Source organism: Aeromicrobium sp. SP1, assembly GCF_055663785.1.
This window is the reverse complement of record NZ_JBQVVK010000001.1, coordinates 501,726-521,592: the sequence shown is the minus strand read 5'-3', so window position 1 is coordinate 521,592 and position 19,867 is coordinate 501,726. Positions and strand designations below refer to the sequence as shown.

Below are 19,867 nucleotides of genomic sequence, written 5' to 3'. Positions count from 1 at the left end.
GGAACGGTCACACGAACGCGTTGACCCCGGTCTCGGCGCGGCCGATGAGCAGCTTCTGGATCTGCGACGTGCCCTCGTAGAGGGTCATGACGCGGGCATCGCGCATGTACTTCTGGACGGGGTACTCGTCGACGTAGCCGTAGCCGCCGAAGGCCTGGATCGCCAGGTTCGCGGCCTTGACGGCCTTCTCGGACGCGAAGAACTTGGCCTTCGACGCCTCCGTGCCGAACGGCAGTCCACGATCGATCAGGTCGGCGGCGCGCCACGTCAGCAGCCGCGCCGCGTCCACGTCCGTCGAGATCTCGGCGATCATGTCCTGGATCAGCTGGAACGACGCGAGCGGACGGCCGAACTGCTCGCGCTCGGTGCTGTACGAGACGACCGCCTCGAGGCACCCCTGGCTGATGCCGACGCAGCCGGCAGCGACCGAGACGCGGCCCTTGTCGAGCGAGTGCATCGCGATCTTGAACCCCTCGCCCGGCTCCCCGAGCAGGGCATCGGCCGGCACCCGCAGGTCCGAGAAGCTCAGCTCGGCCGTGGCCTGACCGCGCAGCCCGAGTTTGCCGTGGATCTCGGTGCGCTCGAAGCCCGGGGTGTCGGTGGGCACGAGGAACGCCGAGACGCCCTTCGGCCCCGGACCGCCGGTCCGCGCGAACAGGACGCACGCGTCGGCCCACGTGCCGTTCGTGATGAAGATCTTCGAGCCGTTGATGACCCAGTCCGAGCCCTGGCGGACCGCGCGGGTCGACAGGTTGCCCGCGTCCGAACCGGTGCCGGGCTCGGTCAGGCCGAAGCAGCCGAGCAGCGTCCCGTTCGCGATCCCGGGCAGCCAGCGCTGCTTCTGCTCCTCGCTGCCGCTCGCCAGCACGACCTTGCCGAACAGGCCCGTCGAGACCGACACGATGCCGCGCACGGACGAGTCGGCGCGGCCGAGCTCCTCCATGGCGAGGCAGTACGTGATGTGGTCGCCGCCGAGTCCGCCGTACTCCTCGGGGATCGTCAGGCCGAAGAAGCCGACCTCGCCCATCTTCGCGATCACGTCGGTGTCGACCGACTCACGCCGGTCCCACTCCGCCCGGTACGGCACCACCTCGGCCGTCAGGAAGTCGCGCGCGACCTTCGCGAACGCGCGCTGCTCGTCGGTCAGGGCCAGATCCACCATGAGTCGTCCTCCAGTCGGGTGCCGTGCCCTGCCACAGTAGGGCGCGACGAGCGCCTCGCAACGTCGCGAAGTCAGCGCAGGAAGCGCTTGATCGCCCGGCGGCGACGACGCAACGGCACCGTGAAGTCGGACCTGAAGGCCGCGGAGTCCCACCGTCCGTCGGGTCGCGCGGGAATCTCGGCGTGCCCCCAGACGTAGGCGATGTCGCTGCCGTTCGCCGCCGCGATCAGGTACTCGTTGTTGGCCGTGTAGTTCTCGCTGGCCAGCACCAGGACCCGGGCCGACGGGGCGAAGATCGTCCCGAACATCCCGCTGCCGCCGAAGCCCGCGATGCGCGTCGCCCGCATGAACGTCCTGGCCTGGTGGGCGTACGAGTGGTCCTCGGGGAAGTAGATCGAGAACCCCAGCCGACGGAAGAACGACTCCACCTGCGGCGTGTTCAGGCAGTCGCGCTTGCCACCCGGGCGGCGTGAGACGAAGACCTTGTCGACACCCAGGCCCTGGTCCTCCGCCGACGTGGCCCGCGCGAGCACCTCGGTGCCGAGCCGGCGCCAGCTCTCGGTGATCGCGCGGTCGATCCAGCGCGGCGACTCCAGCTGGGGCGACGCGGCGTGGAGCCGCTCGATCCGGACCTCCTCGTCGTTCCCGACGTACTCGATCTCGTCGGGGTCGATCTCGAACGCCTCGAAGACCCGCAGGACGTAGTCCGGCAGCACCGTCATGCCCGGGTTGCACGTCACGATCGGTCGCAGGCCCTCGATGCGGGAGCGGGCCTCGAGCCAGCCCCACATCATGCCGAGCAGCTCGGTGGTGAGGTGACCGAAGTGGCCCGGGTACTCCGAGTCGAGGAGGTAGAAGTCGCCCTCGAGAACGCGCCGGCCGGCCGGTCGGAGAGGCCGGGCCATCCGCGCCGTGGCGCTGACGAGCCGGGCCTGGTTGAGCCGACGCTGTTGGCGGTGCCGGAACGCGTCGGGCAGGACGAGGTTCTCCTTCAGCAGCAGCAACCGCCACGACAGGTCGACGTCGCGGTAGCAGCGCAGCACCAGCTCGGGGACCTCGATCTGCCGTCGCTGCGGATCGAGCGGCCCCGTGCCCAGGACGGTCAGCGTGCCTTCGGGCTCGAACTCGTAGGCGGGCCGGCGCACGACGGTCTCACCCCACGCATCGCCCCACCGCGCGGAGAACACCTCTTCGGTCTCCCACTCGCGCAGCTTGAACACGTGCGAGTTCGCCTTCTCGACGATCGTCACGCCCGCCTCAAAGTGCGCGGAGGCGCGGGCCGCCCGCAACTCACGCATGACCTTGGCCGACTGGCTCGGGTCGTCGGGACGGGGTCCCTCCCGGCCGATCCACTCGATGACCTCGCGCACGCTCAGCTCGGTCCGACCCTCGTGGTGGAAGCGTGCGGCCCCGCCGTTGTCCCACACGGCGTAGCGTCCGCCGGGAGCCAGCGTCCAGAACAGGAACTTGAAGCCCGAGGCCGTGGGCGAGCCGGTACGCCCGTCGTGCTCGACGACGAGCGTCGGCGCGTGGGGTAGCGCGGCCACGCGCAGCGTCCGTTCCGCGAAGGTGCGGTCCGCCGTGATGCGGCAGTGGCTGCCGAGGCGGGCGCGCAGGTCCTCGGGGACCTGCTGGACGTCGCGGAGCAGGACGAGGACCGCGGACTCGGGGCATGCCTCGGACAGGTCGACGGCCAGGTCGAAGGAGCCGGAGTCGATCACGATCACGAGGGCGTCATCGGCCGTCCGCACGTGCTCGCGGGCGAGCCGCAGGTAGAGATCTCGCACGGGCGAGGACACAGCCATGCGGCACCTCCGTTTCGTCGCGTCGGGCACGAAGATACCCGCGGCGGTGCCGGAAACCGGCGCACGCGGGCCATGAGGTGAGCCTGCTCTTCGTTGAAAACACCGCGGGACAGGGCAAAGGTGGAGTCCGTACGACACGCCGACGACCTCAGGAGCGATGCATGTCCACCACCTCGAAGCCCACCACCGCGACCCCCGCCGACCTCTCGGCCTCCCCCGAGGTCGCCAGCGGGGCCGCGCAGTTCCTCACCCCCGTCGTCCGTGATCTCGAGGCCCTCGTCGTCAATGGGAAGCAGGCGCACTGGCACGTGCGCGGTGGCAGCTTCATCGGGGTCCACGAGCTGCTCGACGACGTCGTCGCGCACGCGCAGGAGTTCGCCGACACGGCCGCCGAGCGTGTCGTCGCGCTGGGCCTCCCGCTCGACGCTCGCCTCGAGACGGTCGCCGCGAAGTCCACGCTGCCCACGCTCGCCGACGGCTTCCAGACGTGGCAGCAGACGGCTGCGGCCGTCGTCGCGCAGATCGACGCGGCGCTCGTGACCGTGCGCGCGGCCGTCACCGGGCTGGACGACATCGACCTGAGCAGCCAGGACGTCGCGATCGAGATCGAGCGGGGTCTGACGAAGGACCGCTGGCTCCTGCAGGCGCACGTCGCGTCCTGACCCACCCGATGGTGGGACGCTCATGTAGGTAAGGCTATGCTGACCTCGTGAGGTCCCACCGTCGCCGAGCGCCCCTCGAGCACATCCTGATCGCCGGCCATGCCGACGATCTCGACGCCATGCGGGCCGAGCTGGCCCTGCTGTCGGCCGATGCCTACGGCCAGGTGTTCGTCGAGGCGCCGGCCCACGAGCCGCTGTTCCTCGTCGTGCCGCCCCGCGTCACGATCCATCGCATCGACCCGCAGTTCGGCTCGCTGTCCGACGCCGTCGCCGCCTGGGTCGCCGAGTGGGCCTTCGACGAGCCGGATCCGCAGCGCCGGATCTCCGTCTGGATCGGACCCCACGCCCGCACCGCGGTCGACGTCAGTCGGCACGACCTCGACGGGTATCCCGAGCGCCACTGACGGTCCCGTCGGACTCGCCCCCGACCCACGTGCGCGCCACGAGCGGCACGCCCGGCCGGTAGGCCAGGTGCACGTGAGTGGGCGCGTCGAGCAGCACCAGATCGGCCCGCCGTCCCGGCACGAGCGCACCTAGGTCCGGTCGGTCGAGCGCGGCGGCACCTCCGGCCGTCGCGGCGTGCACGGCCTCGGCCGGCGTCATGCCCATGTCGCGCACGGCCACCGCGATGCAGAACGGCAGTGAGGACGTGTAGCTCGAGCCGGGGTTGCAGTCGCTCGCGAGCGCCACGCGGACACCGGCATCGATCAGCCGGCGCGCGTCGGGATAGGGCTGGCGGGTCGAGAACTCGACACCGGGCAGCAGCGTCGCGATCGTGCCGGCCTCGCGCAACGCGTGCACGTCCTCGTCGGCCAGGAACGTGCAGTGGTCGACCGCGACGAGGCCCAGGCTCGCCGCCAGCCGCGCACCCGGGCCGGGGCCGAGCTGGTTGGCGTGCAGTCGGCCTCGCAGCCCCGCGGAGGCGCCGGCCTGCAGCACCGCACGAGCCTGGTCCGCGTCGAACGCGCCCCGCTCGCAGAACGCGTCGATCCAGCGGGCGTGCGGCGTCGCCGCCTCGAGCATCGCGCCCGTCACGAGCGCGACGTACCCATCGGGATCGTCGGCGAACTCCGGCGGGACGACGTGCGCGCCGAGGTACGTCGTCTCGGGGGTGAATCCCCGCGCGATCCGCAGGGCGCGGGCCTCGTCGTCGACCGTGAGGCCGTAGCCCGACTTGATCTCGACGGTGGTCGTCCCCTGCCGGCGCATCTGCTCGACGTGCCGGCCGACGTTCGCGGTCAGCTCCTCGTCCGTCGCCGCCCGGGTCGCGGCGACCGTCGCGAGGATGCCGCCGGCGGAGTAGGGCTCGCCGGCCATCCGGGCACCGAACTCCCGGGCGCGGTCCCCGGCGAAGACGAGGTGGCTGTGGCTGTCGACGAAGCCGGGCAGCACGGCCCGCCCCGCGGCGTCGAAGGACTCGTCGGCGGCAGGAGCGTCGGCGTCGGCGCCGACCCACGCGACGACTCCGTCCTCGACGACGAGTGCGGCGTCGTGCCGCAGGCCGAGCAGGTCGGAGGCCTCGGGGTCGTTCGTCACGAGCTCGCCGATGCCGTGGATCAGGGTGCTGGTCACGCCGTCACCTCCGGGTGGATCCTCGCGATCGCGGCGGCGAGGTCGGCGCCGATCGCCGCGTGGTCGCCGGCGAAGACGACCCTGCCGTCGATCATGACGCGTCGGACGTCCGCGGACGTGGCGGCGAACAGGGCGGTGTGCAGGTTTCCACCCGTGCCCGCGGTGCGCGGACTGCCCGTGTCGATCGTCACGAGGTCGGCCCGGCGACCGACCTCGATGGCCCCGGCGTCGAAGCCGAGACCGTCATGGGCGGTGCCCACGGCCATCAGCTCGTCCGCCGTGAAGTGTCCGCGCCGCCGGGTCGCGAGCCGCTCGTCCAGCTCGACCGCGCGCAGCTCCTCGAACGGGTCGACCACGGCCTGGGAGTCGCTGCCGATGCCGAGCGGTGCACCCGCGTCGGCCAGGCGGCGCGAGGGCCCGATCCCGTCGCCGAGGTCGCGCTCGGTCGTCGGGCACAGGCTCACCGTGGTCCGGCTTGCCCCGAGCAGGTCGATGTCGCGATCGGTCAGGTGCGTGGCGTGGACGACGGTCGCCCGCGGCCCGAGCACGCCCTCGGCCGCGAGCAGCTCGGTCGGCGTGAGTCCGTGCGCGGCCACGCAGGCCTCGTTCTCGGCGACCTGCTCCGACACGTGCACGTGCAGCGGCGCCGCCCGCTCACCGGCCCACGCCGCGACGGTCGCGAGCGCCGCGCGCGGGACCGCCCGGACCGAGTGGATCGCCGCGCCGATCACGACCCCCTCGGCGTCCGAGAGCCGCGAGACCCGATCGACCCAGGCGTCCACGTCGCGGTCGCCGAAGCGGAGCTGGTCGGCCGAGAGCGGCGAGCCGAAGCCGCCGGCGAGGTAGCACGTGTCGAGCAGGGCGATCCGCAGGCCCACCTCGCGTGCGGCGGCGACCACCGCGGCGCCCATCGCGTTCGGGTCGGCGTAGGGCGTGCCGTCCGGGCGGTGGTGGATGTAGTGGAACTCCCCCACGCTCGTGTATCCGGCCGCGGCCAGCTCGGCGAACGCCGCCCGGGCCAACGCGAAGTAGCGGTCGGGATCGAGGCGGGCCGCCACGGCGTACATCTGCTCACGCCACGTCCAGAAGGTGCCCCGGCCCTGCTGGGTGCGACCGCGCAGTGCCCGGTGGAACGCGTGGCTGTGCGTGTTCGCGAACCCCGGCAGGCTCAGCCCGGGTACCGGCTCGCCGCCCGTGGCATCCGGCTCGACCCCGACGAACCGCCCGCCGGCGACCTCGACGGCAACCCGCTCGCGCACGTCGCCCCCGACCCACGCGCGCTCCAGCAGCAGCCTCATGAGACCAGCCCACCCAGCGCATCGGCGAGCGCGTCGACGCCGGCGAGGCAGTCCCGCGTCCCGGCCGTCTCCGCCGGCGAGTGGGAGACCCCGGACGGATTGCGGACGAACAGCATCGCCGACGCGATCCCGGCCGACTGGAGGGTCCCGGCGTCGTGACCGGCCTGCGTCGGCAGCACCGGCAGACCACCGCCGATCGCGGTGCTCAGCGGGACGTCGAAGACGACCTCGCCGCTGACGGACTCCGCGGTCATCTCGACCGACGTGCCGTCGCGTGCGGCCCGGTCATCGGCTCGACGGCGCACCTCCTGCACGAGCGTCGCCAGGTCGGCCTCGGTCGCCGCGCGGGCGTCCAGCCACGCCGCGACGTGCGACGGCACCGCGTTCGTCCCGTTCGGCCGGACGTCGACGCGGCCGAAGGTCGCCCGGGCACCCGCCTCGGCCGCCGCCTCACTCGCGGCGAGCGCCGTCGCGGCGTACGTGAGCATCGGGTCCTGCCGGTCCTGCATGCGTGTCGTCCCGGCGTGGTCGGCGCGGCCGGCCACGTCGAACCGCCAGCGGCCGTGCGGCCAGATGCCGCTCGCGACACCGACCGGAGCGTCGAGGTCGACGAGGCCGCGGCCCTGCTCGACGTGCAGCTCGACGTACGTCCCGACGCCGTCGAGCAGGCGTGACTCTCCCCCGGCGACGACGTCGCCGAGCCGCGTGCCGTCGCGGTCGACGAGCGCACGGGCCTGCTCCCACGTGGACGAACCGACGGCGAGACGCGAGCCGAGGCAGGCCAGCCCGAAGCGGGATCCCTCCTCCTCGACGAAGACGCCGACCCCGAGCCGGCGGCGTGGGACGACACCGCGGTCGCGCAGCACGTCGATCGCCGCCAGGGCCGACACGACACCGAGGGGTCCGTCGAACGCGCCGCCGTCGAGCACGGAGTCCAGGTGCGATCCGGTGAGCACCGCGTCGTCGCGGTCGACACCCTCCGGCGTCCACCACGCGACGAGGTTGCCGAACGCATCCTCCTCGACCCCCAGCCCGCGGGCCGTCGCCTGCGCGCGGAACCAGTCGCGCAGCTCGAGCTCTGCGGTGTGCCACGGCTGGCGGAAGTACCCGCCGGTCGCGGCGCTGCGACCGACCGGGACCAGGTCGCCCCACATCCGCTCGAAGTCGTCGACCATCAGCCCTCGCCCATCGGAATCCGCACGCCACGCTCGGTGGCGACCTCGGCGGCCCGGTCGTAGCCGGCGTCGACGTGCCTGATGATGCCCATCCCCGGGTCGTTCGTCAGGACCCGCTCGATCTTCTCCGCGGCCAGGTCGGTGCCGTCCGCGACGCACACCTGCCCGGCGTGGATCGAGCGGCCCATCCCGACGCCACCGCCGTGGTGGATCGACACCCACGACGCGCCGGAGGCGGTGTTGACCAGCGCGTTGAGCAGGGCCCAGTCCGCGATCGCGTCGGAGCCGTCCGCCATCGCCTCGGTCTCGCGGTACGGCGAGGCGACCGACCCGCAGTCGAGGTGGTCGCGGCCGATGACGATCGGCGCCTTCAGCTCGCCGCTGGCGACCATCTCGTTGAACCTCAGCCCGGCCAGATGACGCTCGCCGTACCCCAGCCAACAGATGCGGGCCGGCAGACCCTGGAAGTGCACGCGCTCCTGCGCCATCGTGATCCACTTCCGCAGCCGCTCGTTGTCGGGGAACAGCTCGAGGATCGCGCGGTCGGTCGCGGCGATGTCGGCCGGGTCGCCGGACAGCGCGGCCCAGCGGAACGGGCCACGTCCCTCGCAGAACAGCGGGCGGATGTAGGCCGGCACGAAGCCCGGGAACTCGAAGGCGCGGTCGTAGCCGCCCTTGCGGGCCTCGTCGCGGATCGAGTTGCCGTAGTCGAACACCTCGGCGCCGGCGTCCTGGAACTCGACCATCGCGCGCACGTGGGCGGCCATCGACGCCCGCGCCTCCTTGGTGAAGCCCTCGGGGTCGCGCTCGGCCCGCTCGCGCCACTCCGGCACGGGCACGCCGATGGGCAGGTACGACAGCGGATCGTGGGCGGAGGTCTGGTCGGTGACGACGTCGATCGGCGCCCCCAGCTCCAGCAGCCGCGGGAACACCTCGGCGGCGTTGCCGAGCAGGCCGATCGAGAGGGCGCGGCGGGCGTCGCGGGCCTGCACCGCAAGCTCCACGGCGTGCTCCAGCGAGTCGGCCTGCACGTCGAGGTAGCGGTGCTCGAGCCGTCGCGTGATGCGCGACTGGTCGACCTCCACGCAGATCACGACGCCGTCGTTCATCGTGACCGCGAGCGGTTGGGCGCCACCCATGCCACCGAGTCCCGCGGTCAACGTGATCGTGCCGGCGAGCGTCCCCTCGAACCTCTTGTCGGCGACCGCGGCGAACGTCTCGAACGTGCCCTGCAGGATTCCCTGGGTACCGATGTAGATCCACGATCCCGCCGTCATCTGCCCGTACATCGTGAGGCCGAGGTCCTCGAGCCGGCGGAACTCCTCCCAGTTGGCCCAGTCGCCGACGAGGTTGGAGTTGGCGATCAGCACCCGCGGCGCCCACGCGTGGGTCCGCATGACGCCGACCGGCTTGCCGCTCTGGACCAGCATCGTCTCGTCGTCCTCGAGGTCACGCAGGGTGCGCACGAGGGCGTCGTAGGCCTCCCAGTTCCGGGCGGCCTTGCCCGTGCCGCCGTAGACGACGAGGTCCTCGGGGCGCTCGGCGTTCTCGGGGTCGAGGTTGTTCATGAGCATCCGCAGCGGCGCCTCGGTCTGCCACGACTTCGCCGTCAGCTCCGTGCCGGTGGCGGCGTGGATCGGCAGGCGAGGGTTGGTGGTGGTCATGACAGGTCTCCGATCGCGGCGGTGACGGCCCGGGCGACGGCGCCGTCGAGGACGAGTTGGTGGGTCGCTTCGATCTCGGGCGCGAGGAAGCGGTCGCTGCCGGGCCCGGCGACGCCGTGCTCGTGCAACAGGTCGATGACGGCCGTCGAGGCGGCTCCCGGCTCGAGCGGGGAGCGCAGCTCGATCCCGCGCGCGGCCGTCATCAGCTCGATCGCCAGGACCCGGCGCAGGCCGTCGATCGACCGGCGCAGCTTGCGCGCGGCCGACCAGCCCATCGAGACGTGGTCCTCCTGCATCGCCGAGGACGGGATCGAGTCGACGGACGCCGGGGCGGCGAGCCGCTTGAGCTCCGAGACGATCGCCGCCTGCGTGTACTGCGCGATCATCAGCCCGGAGTCGACTCCCGGGTCGTCGGCGAGGAACGGCGGCAGGCCGTGGTTGCGCGCGACGTCGAGGAACCGGTCCGTGCGGCGCTCGGCGATCGAGGCGACGTCGGCCACCGCGATCGCGAGGAAGTCCAGCACGTACGCCACCGGCGCCCCGTGGAAGTTGCCGTTGCTCTCGACCCGGTTCTCGCCGGCCAGCACGACCGGATTGTCGATGGCCGACGCCAGTTCGCGCTCGGCGACGAGCGTGGCATGGGCGACGGTGTCGCGAGCGGCCCCGTGCACCTGCGGCGAGCACCTCAGCGAGTAGGCGTCCTGCACGCGGTGACAGTCCGGCCCGCGGTGCGACGCGACGATCGGCGAGTCCTTCAGCACGGCCGTCAGGTTCGCGGCGGAGGCGGCCTGACCGGGGTGCGGTCGCAGCGCCTGCAGGTCGGCGGCGAACACCCGATCGGTGCCGAGCTGCCCCTCCACCGACATCGCCGCCGTCACGTCGGCCACCTTCAGCAGCTCGGTGAGGTCGTCGATCGCGAGCACGAGCATCCCGAGCATCCCGTCGGTGCCGTTGATGAGCGCGAGACCCTCCTTCTCCGCGAGCTCGACCGGCTCGAGCCCGACGGCCGCGAGCGCCTCGGCGGCGGGCATCCTCGTGCCCTCGGCATCGCGCACGGGGCCCTCACCGATGAGCGCCAGCGCGCAGTGCGCGAGCGGCGCGAGGTCGCCGGAGCAGCCCAGCGACCCGTACTCGTGCACGACGGGGGTGATCCCGTGGGTCAGCAGGTCGGCGAGCAGCCGAGCCGTCGCGGGGCGGACCCCGGTGTGACCCGTGGCGAGCGTCGAGAGCCGCAGCAGCATGAGCGCCCGCACGACCTCACGCTCGACCTCCGGACCCGATCCGGCGGCGTGCGAGCGGACGAGGGACCGCTGCAGCTGCGCGCGCAGCTCGGGCGCGATGTGCTTCGTCGCGAGGGCGCCGAACCCCGTCGAGACGCCGTAGGCGGGGGTAGGCGACGACGCGAGGCCGTCGACCACGGCGCGGGCCGCCGCGATCGCCGCCAGCGCCTCGTCGGTGAGGACGACCGGGGCGCCGTGGCGGGCGACGGCGACGACCTCGCGGGGGGAGACGGGACCGGTCCCGACGTGCACTGGTTCGACCATGCCTCCATTGCAATCCCGCCGGGCCCGCCCGGCCAGAGCCTCCGTCGCACCGTTGTCTCGGATCCGAGACATCGGGACACTTCCGTGGCACGCTCGGACGATGAGCCACGTCCCGGCCGCGACCAAGGCCCTGCGGGTGCTGCGCTTCCTCGCGACGCAGGCCGATCCCGTGCCGCTCGACCGGATCTCGCGGGCGTGCGACCTGCCGCGCAGCACGGCGTACCACCTGATGACCGCGATGATCGACGAGGGATTCGTCGTGCACCTGGCCGACGACCGTCGCTACGGACTCGGCGTCGCGGCGTTCGAGGTCGGCAGCGGCTACGTGCGCCAGGCACCGCTCGAGCGGATCGCGCGGCGACCGCTCGCGCAGCTCGTCGACCGGACGGGCCACTCGGCCCATCTCGCGGTGCTGCACGGTCGCGACGTGCTCTACGTGATTGAGGACCGCGCCCCCGGGCGACCGCCGCTCGTGACCGACGTCGGCGTCCGCCTGCCCGCCCAGCTGACCGCCAGTGGTCGCGCGATCCTCGCGAGCCTGCCCGTCGGCCAGGTCCGCGCGCTCTTTCCCGACGCCTCGACCCTCACCCTGCGCACCGGGACCGGACCTGCGAGCCTGCCCGCCCTGCGCGCCGTCCTGACCGACACGCGGCGGCGCGGCCACGCTCGCGAGGACGGCGAGGTATCCCCCGGCATGGCCAGCGTCGCCGCGCCCGTCCTGGACCACAACGGTCACCCCGTGGCCGGCGTCGCCCTGACCTACCCGACCGGCGAGGCCGACCCCGACGTCCTGGCCCCCGCCGTCGCCGACACCGCCGCCCGCATCACGCGGCGCCTGGGCGGTCAGGATCCGCCGGAGCGGTGAGCCTGGTCCCACCGGCTCCCCGGGGGCACGACGAAGGCCCGGACCAGACGGTCCGGGCCTCATTTCGGTGGAGCATAGGAGATTCGAACTCCTGACCTCTTCCATGCCATGGAAGCGCGCTACCAACTGCGCCAATGCCCCGTAGTGCGTCGACAACTCTACCTGCCCGGGTCACGGTTCCCCAAACCGGGTCCCCCTTCACTCCTCGTCGTCGGAGAGGACGGGCTCGGGCAGTGAGCCGCTGTTCCACTCCGTGAGGCGCCACTGCGACCAGTCCTGGTAGCGGGACTCCTCCAGGACCGACCAGTGGCAGTTCGACAGACCGCCGAAGAATCGCCAGTGGGTCTCGGGGAAGCCCAGGAACAGGCAGGCCCCCGTGCGCAGGACGGCGCCGTGCGCCACGACGACGAGGGTCTCGCCCTCGGGCAGGTCCTCGAGGTGGCGCATGAGCGCCGTGTCGAGCCGGGCGGCGGCCTGCGCGTGCGTCTCGGCGCCCTCGACCGTGTCCTCGTGCCCGTCGGCCCACGCCTGCATCTGCTGGGGGAACCGGTCCCAGGACTCTCGCCACGTCAGGCCCTCGCGGACGCCGAAGGCCAGCTCACGCAGCAATGGGTCGGTCTCGACGGGCACGCCCGTCCGCTCGGCGAGCGCCGTGGCGGTGTCGAACGCGCGCGACAGGTCGGAGCTGACGATCCGGTACGGCTTCAGCGAGGCGAGCCGCGCGGCCGCGTCACGCGCCTGCTGCCGGCCCACCTCGTCGAGCGGGATGTCGGTCTGGCCCTGCACGCGGCCCTCGAGGTTCCACTGCGTCCGGCCGTGCCGCCACAGGATGATCCGGCGGTTCATCACAGCTGCAGGTCGATCGTGGGGCAGTCGCTCCAGAGCCGCTCGAGGGCGTAGAAGGCGCGCTCCTCGCTGTGCTGGACGTGCACGACGATGTCGCCGTAGTCCATCAGGATCCAGCGGGACTCGCGGGTGCCCTCGCGGCGGATGGCCCTCGCGCCGATCGCCAGCAGCTGCTCCTCGATCGCGTCCTTGACGGCGCTCATCTGCGGCTGGCTGGACGCCGAGCACAGCACGAACACGTCCGTGATCGCGAGCTGGTCCGAGACGTCGAACGCGAGGATGTCGGCGGCCTGCTTGTCTGCGGCGGCGTGGGCGGCGGCGCGGGCGAGCGTGGTCGCATGGTCGGTGGCGGTCACGAGGACTCCTTCGGGGCATAGAGGCCGTGCTTGCCGATGTACTGGACGACACCGTCGGGCACGAGGTACCAGACGGGTTCGCCGGAGTTCACCCGCAGTCGGCAGTCGGTGGAGCTGATCGCCAGGGCCGGGATCTCGACGAGGGTGATCCGGTTGCCCGGCAACCCCGCGAGGGTGGTCTCGTCCATCTCGTGGCCCGGCCGGGTACAGCCGACGAACTGCGCCAGCTCGAACAGCTCGGCGTGGTCGCGCCACGTGAGGATCTGCGCCATCGCGTCGGCGCCGGTGATGAAGTAGAGGTCCGAGTCAGGATGCGCGGTGGCGAGCTCGCGCAGCGTGTCGATCGTGAAGGTGGGCCCGTCGCGGTCGATGTCCACGCGGCTCACCGTGAACCGGGGGTTCGCGGCGGTGGCGATGACCGACATCAGGTAGCGGTCCTCGGCCGGCGAGACCACGCGGTCCGCCTTCTGCCACGGCTGCCCCGTGGGGACGAAGACGACCTCGTCGAGGTCGAACCACGACTGGACCTCGCTGGCGGCGACGAGGTGCCCATGGTGGATGGGGTCGAAGGTCCCGCCCATCACGCCGATGCGACGGCGACGACCCGACATGCTCAGGTGTGCTCGCGACCCAGCCCGAACAGGACGGTGATCAGCAGCAGCGTGAGCAGGACGCCGAGCGCGATCCCACCGACGATGTACGGGTTGATGGCGGGTTCGCCGTGTTCTGCCGCCTCGGCGGCGACGCGGGTCAGATCGAGCATGGCGACAGGCTATCAGCGGCGGGTCAGCGGACCTGACCGGTTCCCGTCACGACGTACGTCGTGGTGGTCATCTCGGTCAGTCCCATGGGTCCGCGGGCGTGCAGCTTCTGGGTCGAGATGCCGATCTCGGCGCCGAAGCCGAACTCCCCGCCGTCGGTGAATCGCGTGGACGCGTTGACCATCACGGCGGCCGAGTCGACGCCCATCGTGAATCGCCTGGCGGCGTCGAGCGAGCGGGTCACGATCGCCTCCGTGTGCCCCGAGGAGTACCGGCGGATGTGGTCGACGGCGTCCTCCAGCGAGTCGACGACCCGCGCCGAGATCTCCGACGCGAGGTACTCGGTCGCGTAGTCGTCGTCGGTCGCCGCCTCGACGCCCTCGAACGTCGTGAACGCGGCGTCGCCGTGGATCAGCACGTCGTGCTCCTGCAGGGCGGCCACGACCCGCGGCACGAACTCGTCGGCGACGGCCTTGTGCACGAGCAGCGACTCGGCGGCGTTGCAGACGCTCGTGCGCTGGGTCTTGGAGTTCAGGACGATCGCCAGGGCCATGTCGAGGTCGGCGTCCGCGTCGACGTACACGTGCACATTGCCCGTGCCGGTCTCGATGACGGGCACGGTCGACTGCTCGACGACCGTGCGGATGAGGCCGGCGCCGCCGCGCGGGATCACGAGGTCGACGAGGCCGCGCGCGGTCATGAGGTCGGTGGAGGTCGAGCGGTCCTCGGCGCTGATCGCCTGGATGACGTCGGCGGGCAGACCCGTCGAGGCGACGGCGTCGCGCATGATCTGCACGATCACGGCGTTCGAGCGTCGCGCCGACCGCGAGCCGCGCAACAGTGAGGCGCTGCCGGCCTTGAGGCAGATCGCGGCGGCGTCGGCGGTGACGTTGGGACGGCCCTCGTAGATCATCGCGATGACGCCCATCGGCACGCGGACCTGCTGCAGTTGCAGGCCGTTCTCGAGGGTGGACCCGCGCACGAGCTCGCCCACCGGGTCGGGCAGCGCCGCGATGTCGCGCACGCCCTGCGCGAACGCGGCGACCCGGTCGGCGTCGAGGGCGAGCCGGTCGATCACGTTCTCGGGCGTGCCCTCGGCGCGTGCCTCGGCGACGTCCTCGCCGTTGGCGGCGAGGATCCGGTCAGTCCCGGCGACGAGCGCCTCGGCCATCGCCACGAGCGCGGCGTCCTTGTCCTTGCGCGTCGCGAGCGCCAGCACTCGCGCGGCCTCGCGGGCACGCAGCGCCGCGTCACGAACCTCGGTTCCCATGCCGCGATTCTAGGCGCGCCCCCGCCACCGACCGCGAGTGGCAGGTGGTCGGCGGCGGGTGCGGTCAGCCGACGGCGGCGAGGATCTCGGAGACGTAGGCGGCCGCGCGGTCGGAGCCGATGATGCCGGGGGCCATCTTGTTCATGACGTAGGAGACGGTCAGCCGCTGCAGCGGGAACATGATCGTCAGCGAGCCGCCCCAGCCGCCCCAGAAGCAGATCCGCTCGTCGGGGATGTAGGGCAGGGTCGCGGGCTCGGGCAGGGCGAAGCCGACCCCGAAGCGCAGCGGCACCCCGAGCACGAGGTCCACGTTCCGCGACTGCTCGTCGAAGATCCGGTCGATCGTCTTGTCCGAGAGCAGCCGGACGCCGTCGACCTCTCCCCCGCGGGAGATCACCGAGAAGGTCCGGGCCAGCGCCCGCGCGTTCGTGTGGCCGTTGAGCGCCCCCAGCTCCGCGCGCCGCCAGGCGATCGTGTTCGCGGCGTTGGCGTCGGCGATCGGGCCCATGAACGTCTTCGCCATGGGCGAGGCCAGGTCGATCTGGGAGAAGTCGATGTCCAACGGCGGGGGCGCGACGATCTCGGCGATCCGGTCGTCGTCCTCGGCCCTCGCGCCGATCTGCAGGTCGACCCCGAGCGGCCCGGCGATCTCCTCGGCGACGTACTGCGTGAGCGTCTTGCCGGTGACCCGGCGCACGACCTCACCGAGCAGGTGGCCCTGGTTCTGCGCGTGGTAGCCCGACGCGGTGCCCGGCTCCCACCACGGCGCCTGCGCGGCGAGCCGCGAGGTCGATGACTCCCGGTCGTACATGTCCTCCAGCGCGAACGGCTGCTCCCAGCCCGACACGCCGGAGGTGTGCGACAGCAGGTGACGCACCTCGATCCGCTCCTTGCCGTTCTGCGCGAACTCAGGCCAGTACGTCGCGACGGGCTCGTCGACGTCCACGAGTCCTCGCTCGACGAGAGTCAGCACCGCGAGCGCCGTGATCTCCTTCGTGGTCGACCAGACGTTGACGATCGTGTCGGCCTCCCACGGGCGGGTGCGGGCCACGTCGGCGAAGCCGCCCCACACGTCGACGAGCGTCTCCCCGTCGAGGTCGACGGCGATCGCCGCACCGAGCTCCTCGCCCGAGTCCAGGTTCTGCTCGAACACCTCGCGCAGGCGCGCGAAGCGGGGATCGTGGTGTCCGTTGACGGTCATGGGTTCTCCTTCGTTCCGGTCACCCGAGCAGGGCGACGAAGACGGTGTACGCCGCATCGGCGTCGGGGGCACCGCCCGCGATCAGGTCGGCGTAGATGAACGACTCCGCGACCCGCACCACGAGGTACGCCAGCTCGGCGGGCGGGAGGTCGACGGGCCCCGCGGGCTCGTTCTCGACGAGGTCGCGGACCCGGTCGACCATGCGGGCCTGGACCGGCGTCGCCGCGGTCGTGAGGATGCGCAACGCGCGTTGCGGGTCGCGGTCGAGGAACGTGCGGAACCACGACTCGTCGATCAGCATGCGCACGTAGGTCCGCATCACCTCGGCCGCACGGTGCGGCGTGCCGGGCGGCTGCGCGTCGAGGCTCGTCGGCCACGCGATCCGATCCGTCGTGCTCCACAGCGCCTCGGCGATCAGGACGTCCCGGCGGCCGACCTGGCGGAACACCGTGGTGCGGTCGACCCCGACGTGCGCGGCGACCTTGCCGACGTCGACGGCCTCGCCGGCGATGAGCGCGTGCCGAGCAGCCCCGATGATCCGCTCTCGAACGTGATCCACGTCACTCATGGCGACAGCGTAGGACGCGGCTACAACATTTTCAAGATTTGTTGCACAACGAACGGGTCACGGTCCGGGCAGCGGGCGCACGTCCGCCGTCGTCGCCGGCGGACCCACGACGGGCTCCCCCGTCCACGTCGCCACGACCTCGCGGTACTCCTGCGTGTGCTGGTAGCCGCCGTGCCCGAGCACGCGCGGGCCCGGATCGCCCCACTCGACCGTGGGCACCTCGAGGGTCGGCCGGTCGAGGACCGGATCGTCGAGGTCACTGAAGACCCGGTACCCCAGCGGATCACCGCGCCGGAACAGGTTGACCCAGTGGTCCGGACGGGCCAGTCGGGCCCGCAGGCCCGTCACGCTCGTCGTCGGCGCGGCCGGCTCCGTCGGCAGGTCCGGCGGCGCGACGCCCATCAGTGTGGCCCCCGTCGTGGCGACGTAGCCGAACTCCTTCGGCCCGGCGGCGCGCGGGAACACGCGTCCGTAGATCGTCCGGATCTGACTGCCGTAGGTGACCACGCGCACGCGGTGGGCCAGCCCGTTGAGCTGGCACAGCACGGCGGCGCAGATCAGCGAGCCCTGGCTGTGCCCCGACATCACCACGATCCCCTGCGGGTCGCGCTCGAGCGCCCAGCGCACGCGCGCCGTCACCTCGGGGACGACCCGCTCGGCGTAGCACGGCGGCGCGAACGGGTGCGCCGCGCGCGGCCAGAAGGTCGTGATGTCCCACAGGATGCCGACGGATCGACGTGCCTCGGGCGACTTGCGGATCTGGGCCCCCGCGAACATCAGACCGAGTGACACGACGACGACCGCGTAGAGGGAGATCGTCGTGAAGGGCCGCGACCACTCGACGACGTCCCACGGGGGCCGGCCGTTCAGGGAGAGCGCCAGCGTGGGCAGCGCGAGGATGCTCGTGACCATGCCCAGGACGTCCAGCACGCGCTCGGCCCGGTGCGCGAGGGCGGCCCGCACGCGGGTCGCGGCGACCGTCGCCCGGTCGGAGGTCGGGATCCGGGTGTCCGCCATGGCCTGCTCGCGGATCCGTCGTGCCGCGCTGAGCCGGAACCTCACGATCGTCAGCAGGAGGGCCACGGTGCCCAGCACGATGAGGGCGAACTGCATGAGCGGCGTCCAGACCAGCACCTGGGGCACGACGAGCGGTCCCTGCGGCGAGTCGGCGACGTCGATCGTGATCCGGTCGGAGACCGCCTTGACCTGCAGGCAGCGCATGGGGACCCCGTCGACGAGGCAGGCCGGCGGGACCAGGACCGTGCCCGCCGTCCTGAACCCGACGGACTCGCCCGTGCACGGCGCCTTGGAGGCGTAGTCGGGGTCGCCGGCGCGGCCGTAGCAGGACGACTCGAGCCGGACTCCGGTCGCGTCCGACGGCAGCACGAGCACCGACTTCCTCAGGTGGGTCGAGCCCAGGCCGATCGTCGCGAGTCTGCTGTCGGGATCGATGGCGGTGAGCCGGTCGACCGCGATCGTCCCGGACGACACGCGGATCACCCCGTGGTCGGAGGTGATGCGCGCGCCCGTCAGCACGACGTCGCCCGCGGCGCGCAGCGTGGCGGCGTCGACGGGCGCGACCTCGTGGCGCCTCGTCACGAGGTCGTCGACGGACTGGTCCGGTCCGTTGAGGTGGTTGGCGGTGGCGACGACCGCGGCCGTCGTGAAGAGCAGGGCGACCATCGTGGCCGCGCCGAGCAGCAGGGACGAGCCCGCGCCGACCCAGGCCATCTCGCGCAGATCGGGCCCGTCACGATCGCCCCACCGACCCCGTCGGGCCAGCCGCACCTGGATCAGGGCGAGCACCCCCCAGGCCATCAGGGCGCCGACGGCCAGCAGCACCGCGTTGCGCACCCCGGCACCGCCGTGCCCCAGCACGACGCCGCACACGACGAGCGCGAGGAACAGCCCCGCGACGAGGGTCGCGAGGGGTCCCGGCAGCCGACCGCCGACGAAGAGGACGACGTGCAGCACGGTCAGCGCCGCGAAGAGCGTGATGAACCACGTGTTGGTGCCCGTGAAGTTCCGGTCGTGCAGGGCCAGCGGAAGTCGGATGGTCCACAGGACGGCCAGGTGCGCGACCACCACGGCAAGCGCGACCCACGCGAGGGCGTTGTACCAACCGGAGGCGCTGCGTGACCAGAAGTGCCGTCGCGTCGTCGCGTGCTCGTGGTCGCGTGGATCGACGGTCGTCGCGAGCGCCACCACGAGGACCATGATGAGAATGCCCGCCGCGGTCGTGGGCCACAGCCGGGCCAGCCGCCCCACGACGAGCAGGTGGATCCCGGTGAAGCACACGACGGTCGCGAGCGCGGCGGCCACGTGCAGCCGCTGCAGCCGGCGCGTGCGACCCCCGCTCTTCCACATCTTCGAGTCGCCGAGGATGCCGACGTCGGCGCCACGGCTCGTGCCGCCCGGCTTCGTCATCATGGGCGTGGCCTCGTAGCGGGCGAGCGTGCGGAACGACAGCAGGACGAGGCCGAGGATCGCGGCGAGCGGGACGAGCGAGGTCAGCGCCATCCGTTGGCCCGTCGACAACGAGGCGAGTCGGTCCGTCCAGTCCGGCAGCACGGGGCACGCGATGCTGTTGCTGCGGAAGCACTGCCAGCCGACGAGGTCGATCGCCAGGACGCACGGGGTCAGGACGGCCACGACCGTGAGCAGGATGCCCGAGACCCGCACGGCCCGCAGGCCCCAGCGCGCCTGGCCGGACTGCTCGCCGGCGTACTGACGTGCCCAGAAGGCCATGTTCACGAGGGCGAACGGCAGCAGGGCCAACCACAGCACCCGCTGCACCCACCCGAACCAGCCCCGCACCCCCGAGGTGAGCGCGCCCCACGAGTAGGCCTCGACGGCCAGCTCGGGCTTCGGCGTGCGCAGCGGGAGCTCCGTGCCGTCCGCCCGCCGGTAGAACCCGGTGAGGTCGTCACCGGCGACCTGGACGACGTTGCCCGCGTCGATCCCGAGCATCGAGGACGGGGGCGTGCCGCGGACGCCGTGCACCCGCAGCTCGAGCACCACCCGAGGATCCGGGTCGGCCATCGTCCCCACCTCCCACCGGCGCGACGTCGTCCAGAAGAACATGTCACCGATGGTGAGGCCCGACAAGGTGCCGTGA

General features: G+C 72.3%; 18 protein-coding genes and 1 tRNA gene. 3 read left to right on the top strand and 16 right to left on the bottom strand.

The features are described 5' to 3' along the window. Positions 1-7: 7 nt before the first annotated feature. Together ACT26F_RS02565 and ACT26F_RS02560 are read right to left on the bottom strand one after the other, a co-directional pair. Complete coding sequence (locus tag ACT26F_RS02565) at positions 8-1,162, bottom strand: acyl-CoA dehydrogenase family protein (RefSeq protein WP_471668911.1); 1,155 nt, start codon at positions 1,160-1,162, stop codon at positions 8-10. Positions 1,163-1,233: 71 nt separating this feature from the next. Next, positions 1,234-2,967, bottom strand: coding sequence for a glycosyltransferase family 61 protein (locus tag ACT26F_RS02560; protein ID WP_471668910.1), 1,734 nt, complete (start codon positions 2,965-2,967; stop codon positions 1,234-1,236). Positions 2,968-3,128: 161 nt separating this feature from the next. Here ACT26F_RS02560 and ACT26F_RS02555 point away from each other — a divergent pair, with 161 nt between their 5' ends. Next, a complete protein-coding gene (locus ACT26F_RS02555; protein ID WP_471668909.1) occupies positions 3,129-3,629 on the top strand; it encodes a Dps family protein in 501 nt (166 codons plus the stop codon). Positions 3,630-3,676: 47 nt separating this feature from the next. Continuing rightward, entirely contained in the window at positions 3,677-4,033 is a 357-nt protein-coding gene (locus ACT26F_RS02550; RefSeq protein WP_471668908.1) for a hypothetical protein, read from the top strand. On the opposite strand, the gene hutI is transcribed toward ACT26F_RS02550, so the two are convergent. From hutI to hutH, 5 genes are read right to left on the bottom strand one after another with little or no spacing between them, the layout of a single operon-like run. Continuing rightward, a complete protein-coding gene (gene hutI, locus ACT26F_RS02545; protein WP_471668907.1) occupies positions 3,993-5,201 on the bottom strand; it encodes an imidazolonepropionase in 1,209 nt (402 codons plus the stop codon). The genes ACT26F_RS02550 and hutI overlap by 41 nt on opposite strands. After that, positions 5,198-6,499, bottom strand: a complete 1,302-nt coding sequence (locus tag ACT26F_RS02540) for a formimidoylglutamate deiminase (protein ID WP_471668906.1) — start codon at positions 6,497-6,499, stop codon at positions 5,198-5,200. The genes hutI and ACT26F_RS02540 overlap by 4 nt, the downstream gene beginning before the upstream one ends. After that, positions 6,496-7,674 carry an allantoate amidohydrolase gene (locus ACT26F_RS02535; protein ID WP_471668905.1) on the bottom strand — a complete coding sequence of 393 codons (1,179 nt, stop codon included), beginning with the start codon at positions 7,672-7,674 and terminating at the stop codon, positions 6,496-6,498. The genes ACT26F_RS02540 and ACT26F_RS02535 overlap by 4 nt, the downstream gene beginning before the upstream one ends. Beyond that, the gene (gene hutU, locus ACT26F_RS02530) at positions 7,674-9,338 is read right to left on the bottom strand and encodes a urocanate hydratase (RefSeq protein WP_471668904.1); all 1,665 of its coding nucleotides are present in this window, start codon (positions 9,336-9,338) and stop codon (positions 7,674-7,676) included. The genes ACT26F_RS02535 and hutU overlap by 1 nt, the downstream gene beginning before the upstream one ends. After that, complete coding sequence (hutH, locus tag ACT26F_RS02525) at positions 9,335-10,882, bottom strand: histidine ammonia-lyase (RefSeq protein ID WP_471668903.1); 1,548 nt, start codon at positions 10,880-10,882, stop codon at positions 9,335-9,337. Before hutH ends, hutU begins: the two co-directional genes overlap by 4 nt. 100 nt (positions 10,883-10,982) lie before the next feature. On the opposite strand from hutH, the gene ACT26F_RS02520 reads away from it, so the two are divergent. After that, positions 10,983-11,747, top strand: coding sequence for an IclR family transcriptional regulator (locus ACT26F_RS02520; protein WP_471668902.1), 765 nt, complete (start codon positions 10,983-10,985; stop codon positions 11,745-11,747). 68 nt (positions 11,748-11,815) lie between these two features. On the opposite strand, the gene ACT26F_RS02515 is transcribed toward ACT26F_RS02520, so the two are convergent. The 9 genes from ACT26F_RS02515 to ACT26F_RS02475 form a co-directional block, all read right to left on the bottom strand. Next, positions 11,816-11,888 (bottom strand) — tRNA-Ala (locus ACT26F_RS02515). Between the two features lie 57 nt (positions 11,889-11,945). Continuing rightward, on the bottom strand, positions 11,946-12,593 hold the full coding sequence (locus ACT26F_RS02510; protein ID WP_471668901.1) for a histidine phosphatase family protein: 648 nt from the start codon (positions 12,591-12,593) through the stop codon (positions 11,946-11,948). Continuing rightward, on the bottom strand, positions 12,593-12,949 hold the full coding sequence (gene rsfS / locus ACT26F_RS02505; RefSeq protein ID WP_471668900.1) for a ribosome silencing factor: 357 nt from the start codon (positions 12,947-12,949) through the stop codon (positions 12,593-12,595). The genes ACT26F_RS02510 and rsfS overlap by 1 nt, the downstream gene beginning before the upstream one ends. After that, a complete protein-coding gene (nadD, locus tag ACT26F_RS02500; RefSeq protein ID WP_471668899.1) occupies positions 12,946-13,560 on the bottom strand; it encodes a nicotinate-nucleotide adenylyltransferase in 615 nt (204 codons plus the stop codon). The genes rsfS and nadD overlap by 4 nt, the downstream gene beginning before the upstream one ends. A 2-nt stretch (positions 13,561-13,562) precedes the next feature. Then, positions 13,563-13,712 (bottom strand): hypothetical protein, encoded by a 150-nt coding sequence (locus tag ACT26F_RS02495; RefSeq protein ID WP_471668898.1) that lies wholly within the window; start codon positions 13,710-13,712, stop codon positions 13,563-13,565. A 23-nt stretch (positions 13,713-13,735) separates the two neighbouring features. Beyond that, on the bottom strand, positions 13,736-14,980 hold the full coding sequence (locus ACT26F_RS02490) for a glutamate-5-semialdehyde dehydrogenase (RefSeq protein ID WP_471668897.1): 1,245 nt from the start codon (positions 14,978-14,980) through the stop codon (positions 13,736-13,738). Positions 14,981-15,044: 64 nt separating this feature from the next. Beyond that, positions 15,045-16,181 carry a serine hydrolase domain-containing protein gene (locus ACT26F_RS02485; RefSeq protein ID WP_471668896.1) on the bottom strand — a complete coding sequence of 379 codons (1,137 nt, stop codon included), beginning with the start codon at positions 16,179-16,181 and terminating at the stop codon, positions 15,045-15,047. Between the two features lie 19 nt (positions 16,182-16,200). After that, positions 16,201-16,749 carry a QsdR family transcriptional regulator gene (locus ACT26F_RS02480; RefSeq protein ID WP_471668895.1) on the bottom strand — a complete coding sequence of 183 codons (549 nt, stop codon included), beginning with the start codon at positions 16,747-16,749 and terminating at the stop codon, positions 16,201-16,203. 57 nt (positions 16,750-16,806) lie between these two features. Next, positions 16,807-19,833 (bottom strand): hypothetical protein, encoded by a 3,027-nt coding sequence (locus ACT26F_RS02475; RefSeq protein WP_471668894.1) that lies wholly within the window; start codon positions 19,831-19,833, stop codon positions 16,807-16,809. Between the last annotated feature and the right edge of the window lie 34 nt (positions 19,834-19,867).

What these genes read in the sequence shown, in the direction of transcription:
- ACT26F_RS02555 (WP_471668909.1), top strand. Translation starts at nt 3,129, where the DNA reads ATGTCCACCACCTCGAAGCCCACCACCGCGACCCCCGCCGACCTCTCG.
- ACT26F_RS02510 (WP_471668901.1), bottom strand. Translation starts at nt 12,593, where the DNA reads ATGAACCGCCGGATCATCCTGTGGCGGCACGGCCGGACGCAGTGGAAC.
- ACT26F_RS02490 (WP_471668897.1), bottom strand. Translation starts at nt 14,980, where the DNA reads ATGGGAACCGAGGTTCGTGACGCGGCGCTGCGTGCCCGCGAGGCCGCG.
- ACT26F_RS02480 (WP_471668895.1), bottom strand. Translation starts at nt 16,749, where the DNA reads ATGAGTGACGTGGATCACGTTCGAGAGCGGATCATCGGGGCTGCTCGG.
- ACT26F_RS02565 (WP_471668911.1), bottom strand. Translation starts at nt 1,162, where the DNA reads ATGGTGGATCTGGCCCTGACCGACGAGCAGCGCGCGTTCGCGAAGGTC.
- ACT26F_RS02475 (WP_471668894.1), bottom strand. Translation starts at nt 19,833, where the DNA reads ATGTTCTTCTGGACGACGTCGCGCCGGTGGGAGGTGGGGACGATGGCC.
- ACT26F_RS02540 (WP_471668906.1), bottom strand. Translation starts at nt 6,499, where the DNA reads ATGAGGCTGCTGCTGGAGCGCGCGTGGGTCGGGGGCGACGTGCGCGAG.
- nadD (WP_471668899.1), bottom strand. Translation starts at nt 13,560, where the DNA reads ATGTCGGGTCGTCGCCGTCGCATCGGCGTGATGGGCGGGACCTTCGAC.
- ACT26F_RS02560 (WP_471668910.1), bottom strand. Translation starts at nt 2,967, where the DNA reads ATGGCTGTGTCCTCGCCCGTGCGAGATCTCTACCTGCGGCTCGCCCGC.
- ACT26F_RS02495 (WP_471668898.1), bottom strand. Translation starts at nt 13,712, where the DNA reads ATGCTCGATCTGACCCGCGTCGCCGCCGAGGCGGCAGAACACGGCGAA.
- hutU (WP_471668904.1), bottom strand. Translation starts at nt 9,338, where the DNA reads ATGACCACCACCAACCCTCGCCTGCCGATCCACGCCGCCACCGGCACG.
- ACT26F_RS02520 (WP_471668902.1), top strand. Translation starts at nt 10,983, where the DNA reads ATGAGCCACGTCCCGGCCGCGACCAAGGCCCTGCGGGTGCTGCGCTTC.
- ACT26F_RS02485 (WP_471668896.1), bottom strand. Translation starts at nt 16,181, where the DNA reads ATGACCGTCAACGGACACCACGATCCCCGCTTCGCGCGCCTGCGCGAG.
- ACT26F_RS02535 (WP_471668905.1), bottom strand. Translation starts at nt 7,674, where the DNA reads ATGGTCGACGACTTCGAGCGGATGTGGGGCGACCTGGTCCCGGTCGGT.
- hutH (WP_471668903.1), bottom strand. Translation starts at nt 10,882, where the DNA reads ATGGTCGAACCAGTGCACGTCGGGACCGGTCCCGTCTCCCCCCGCGAG.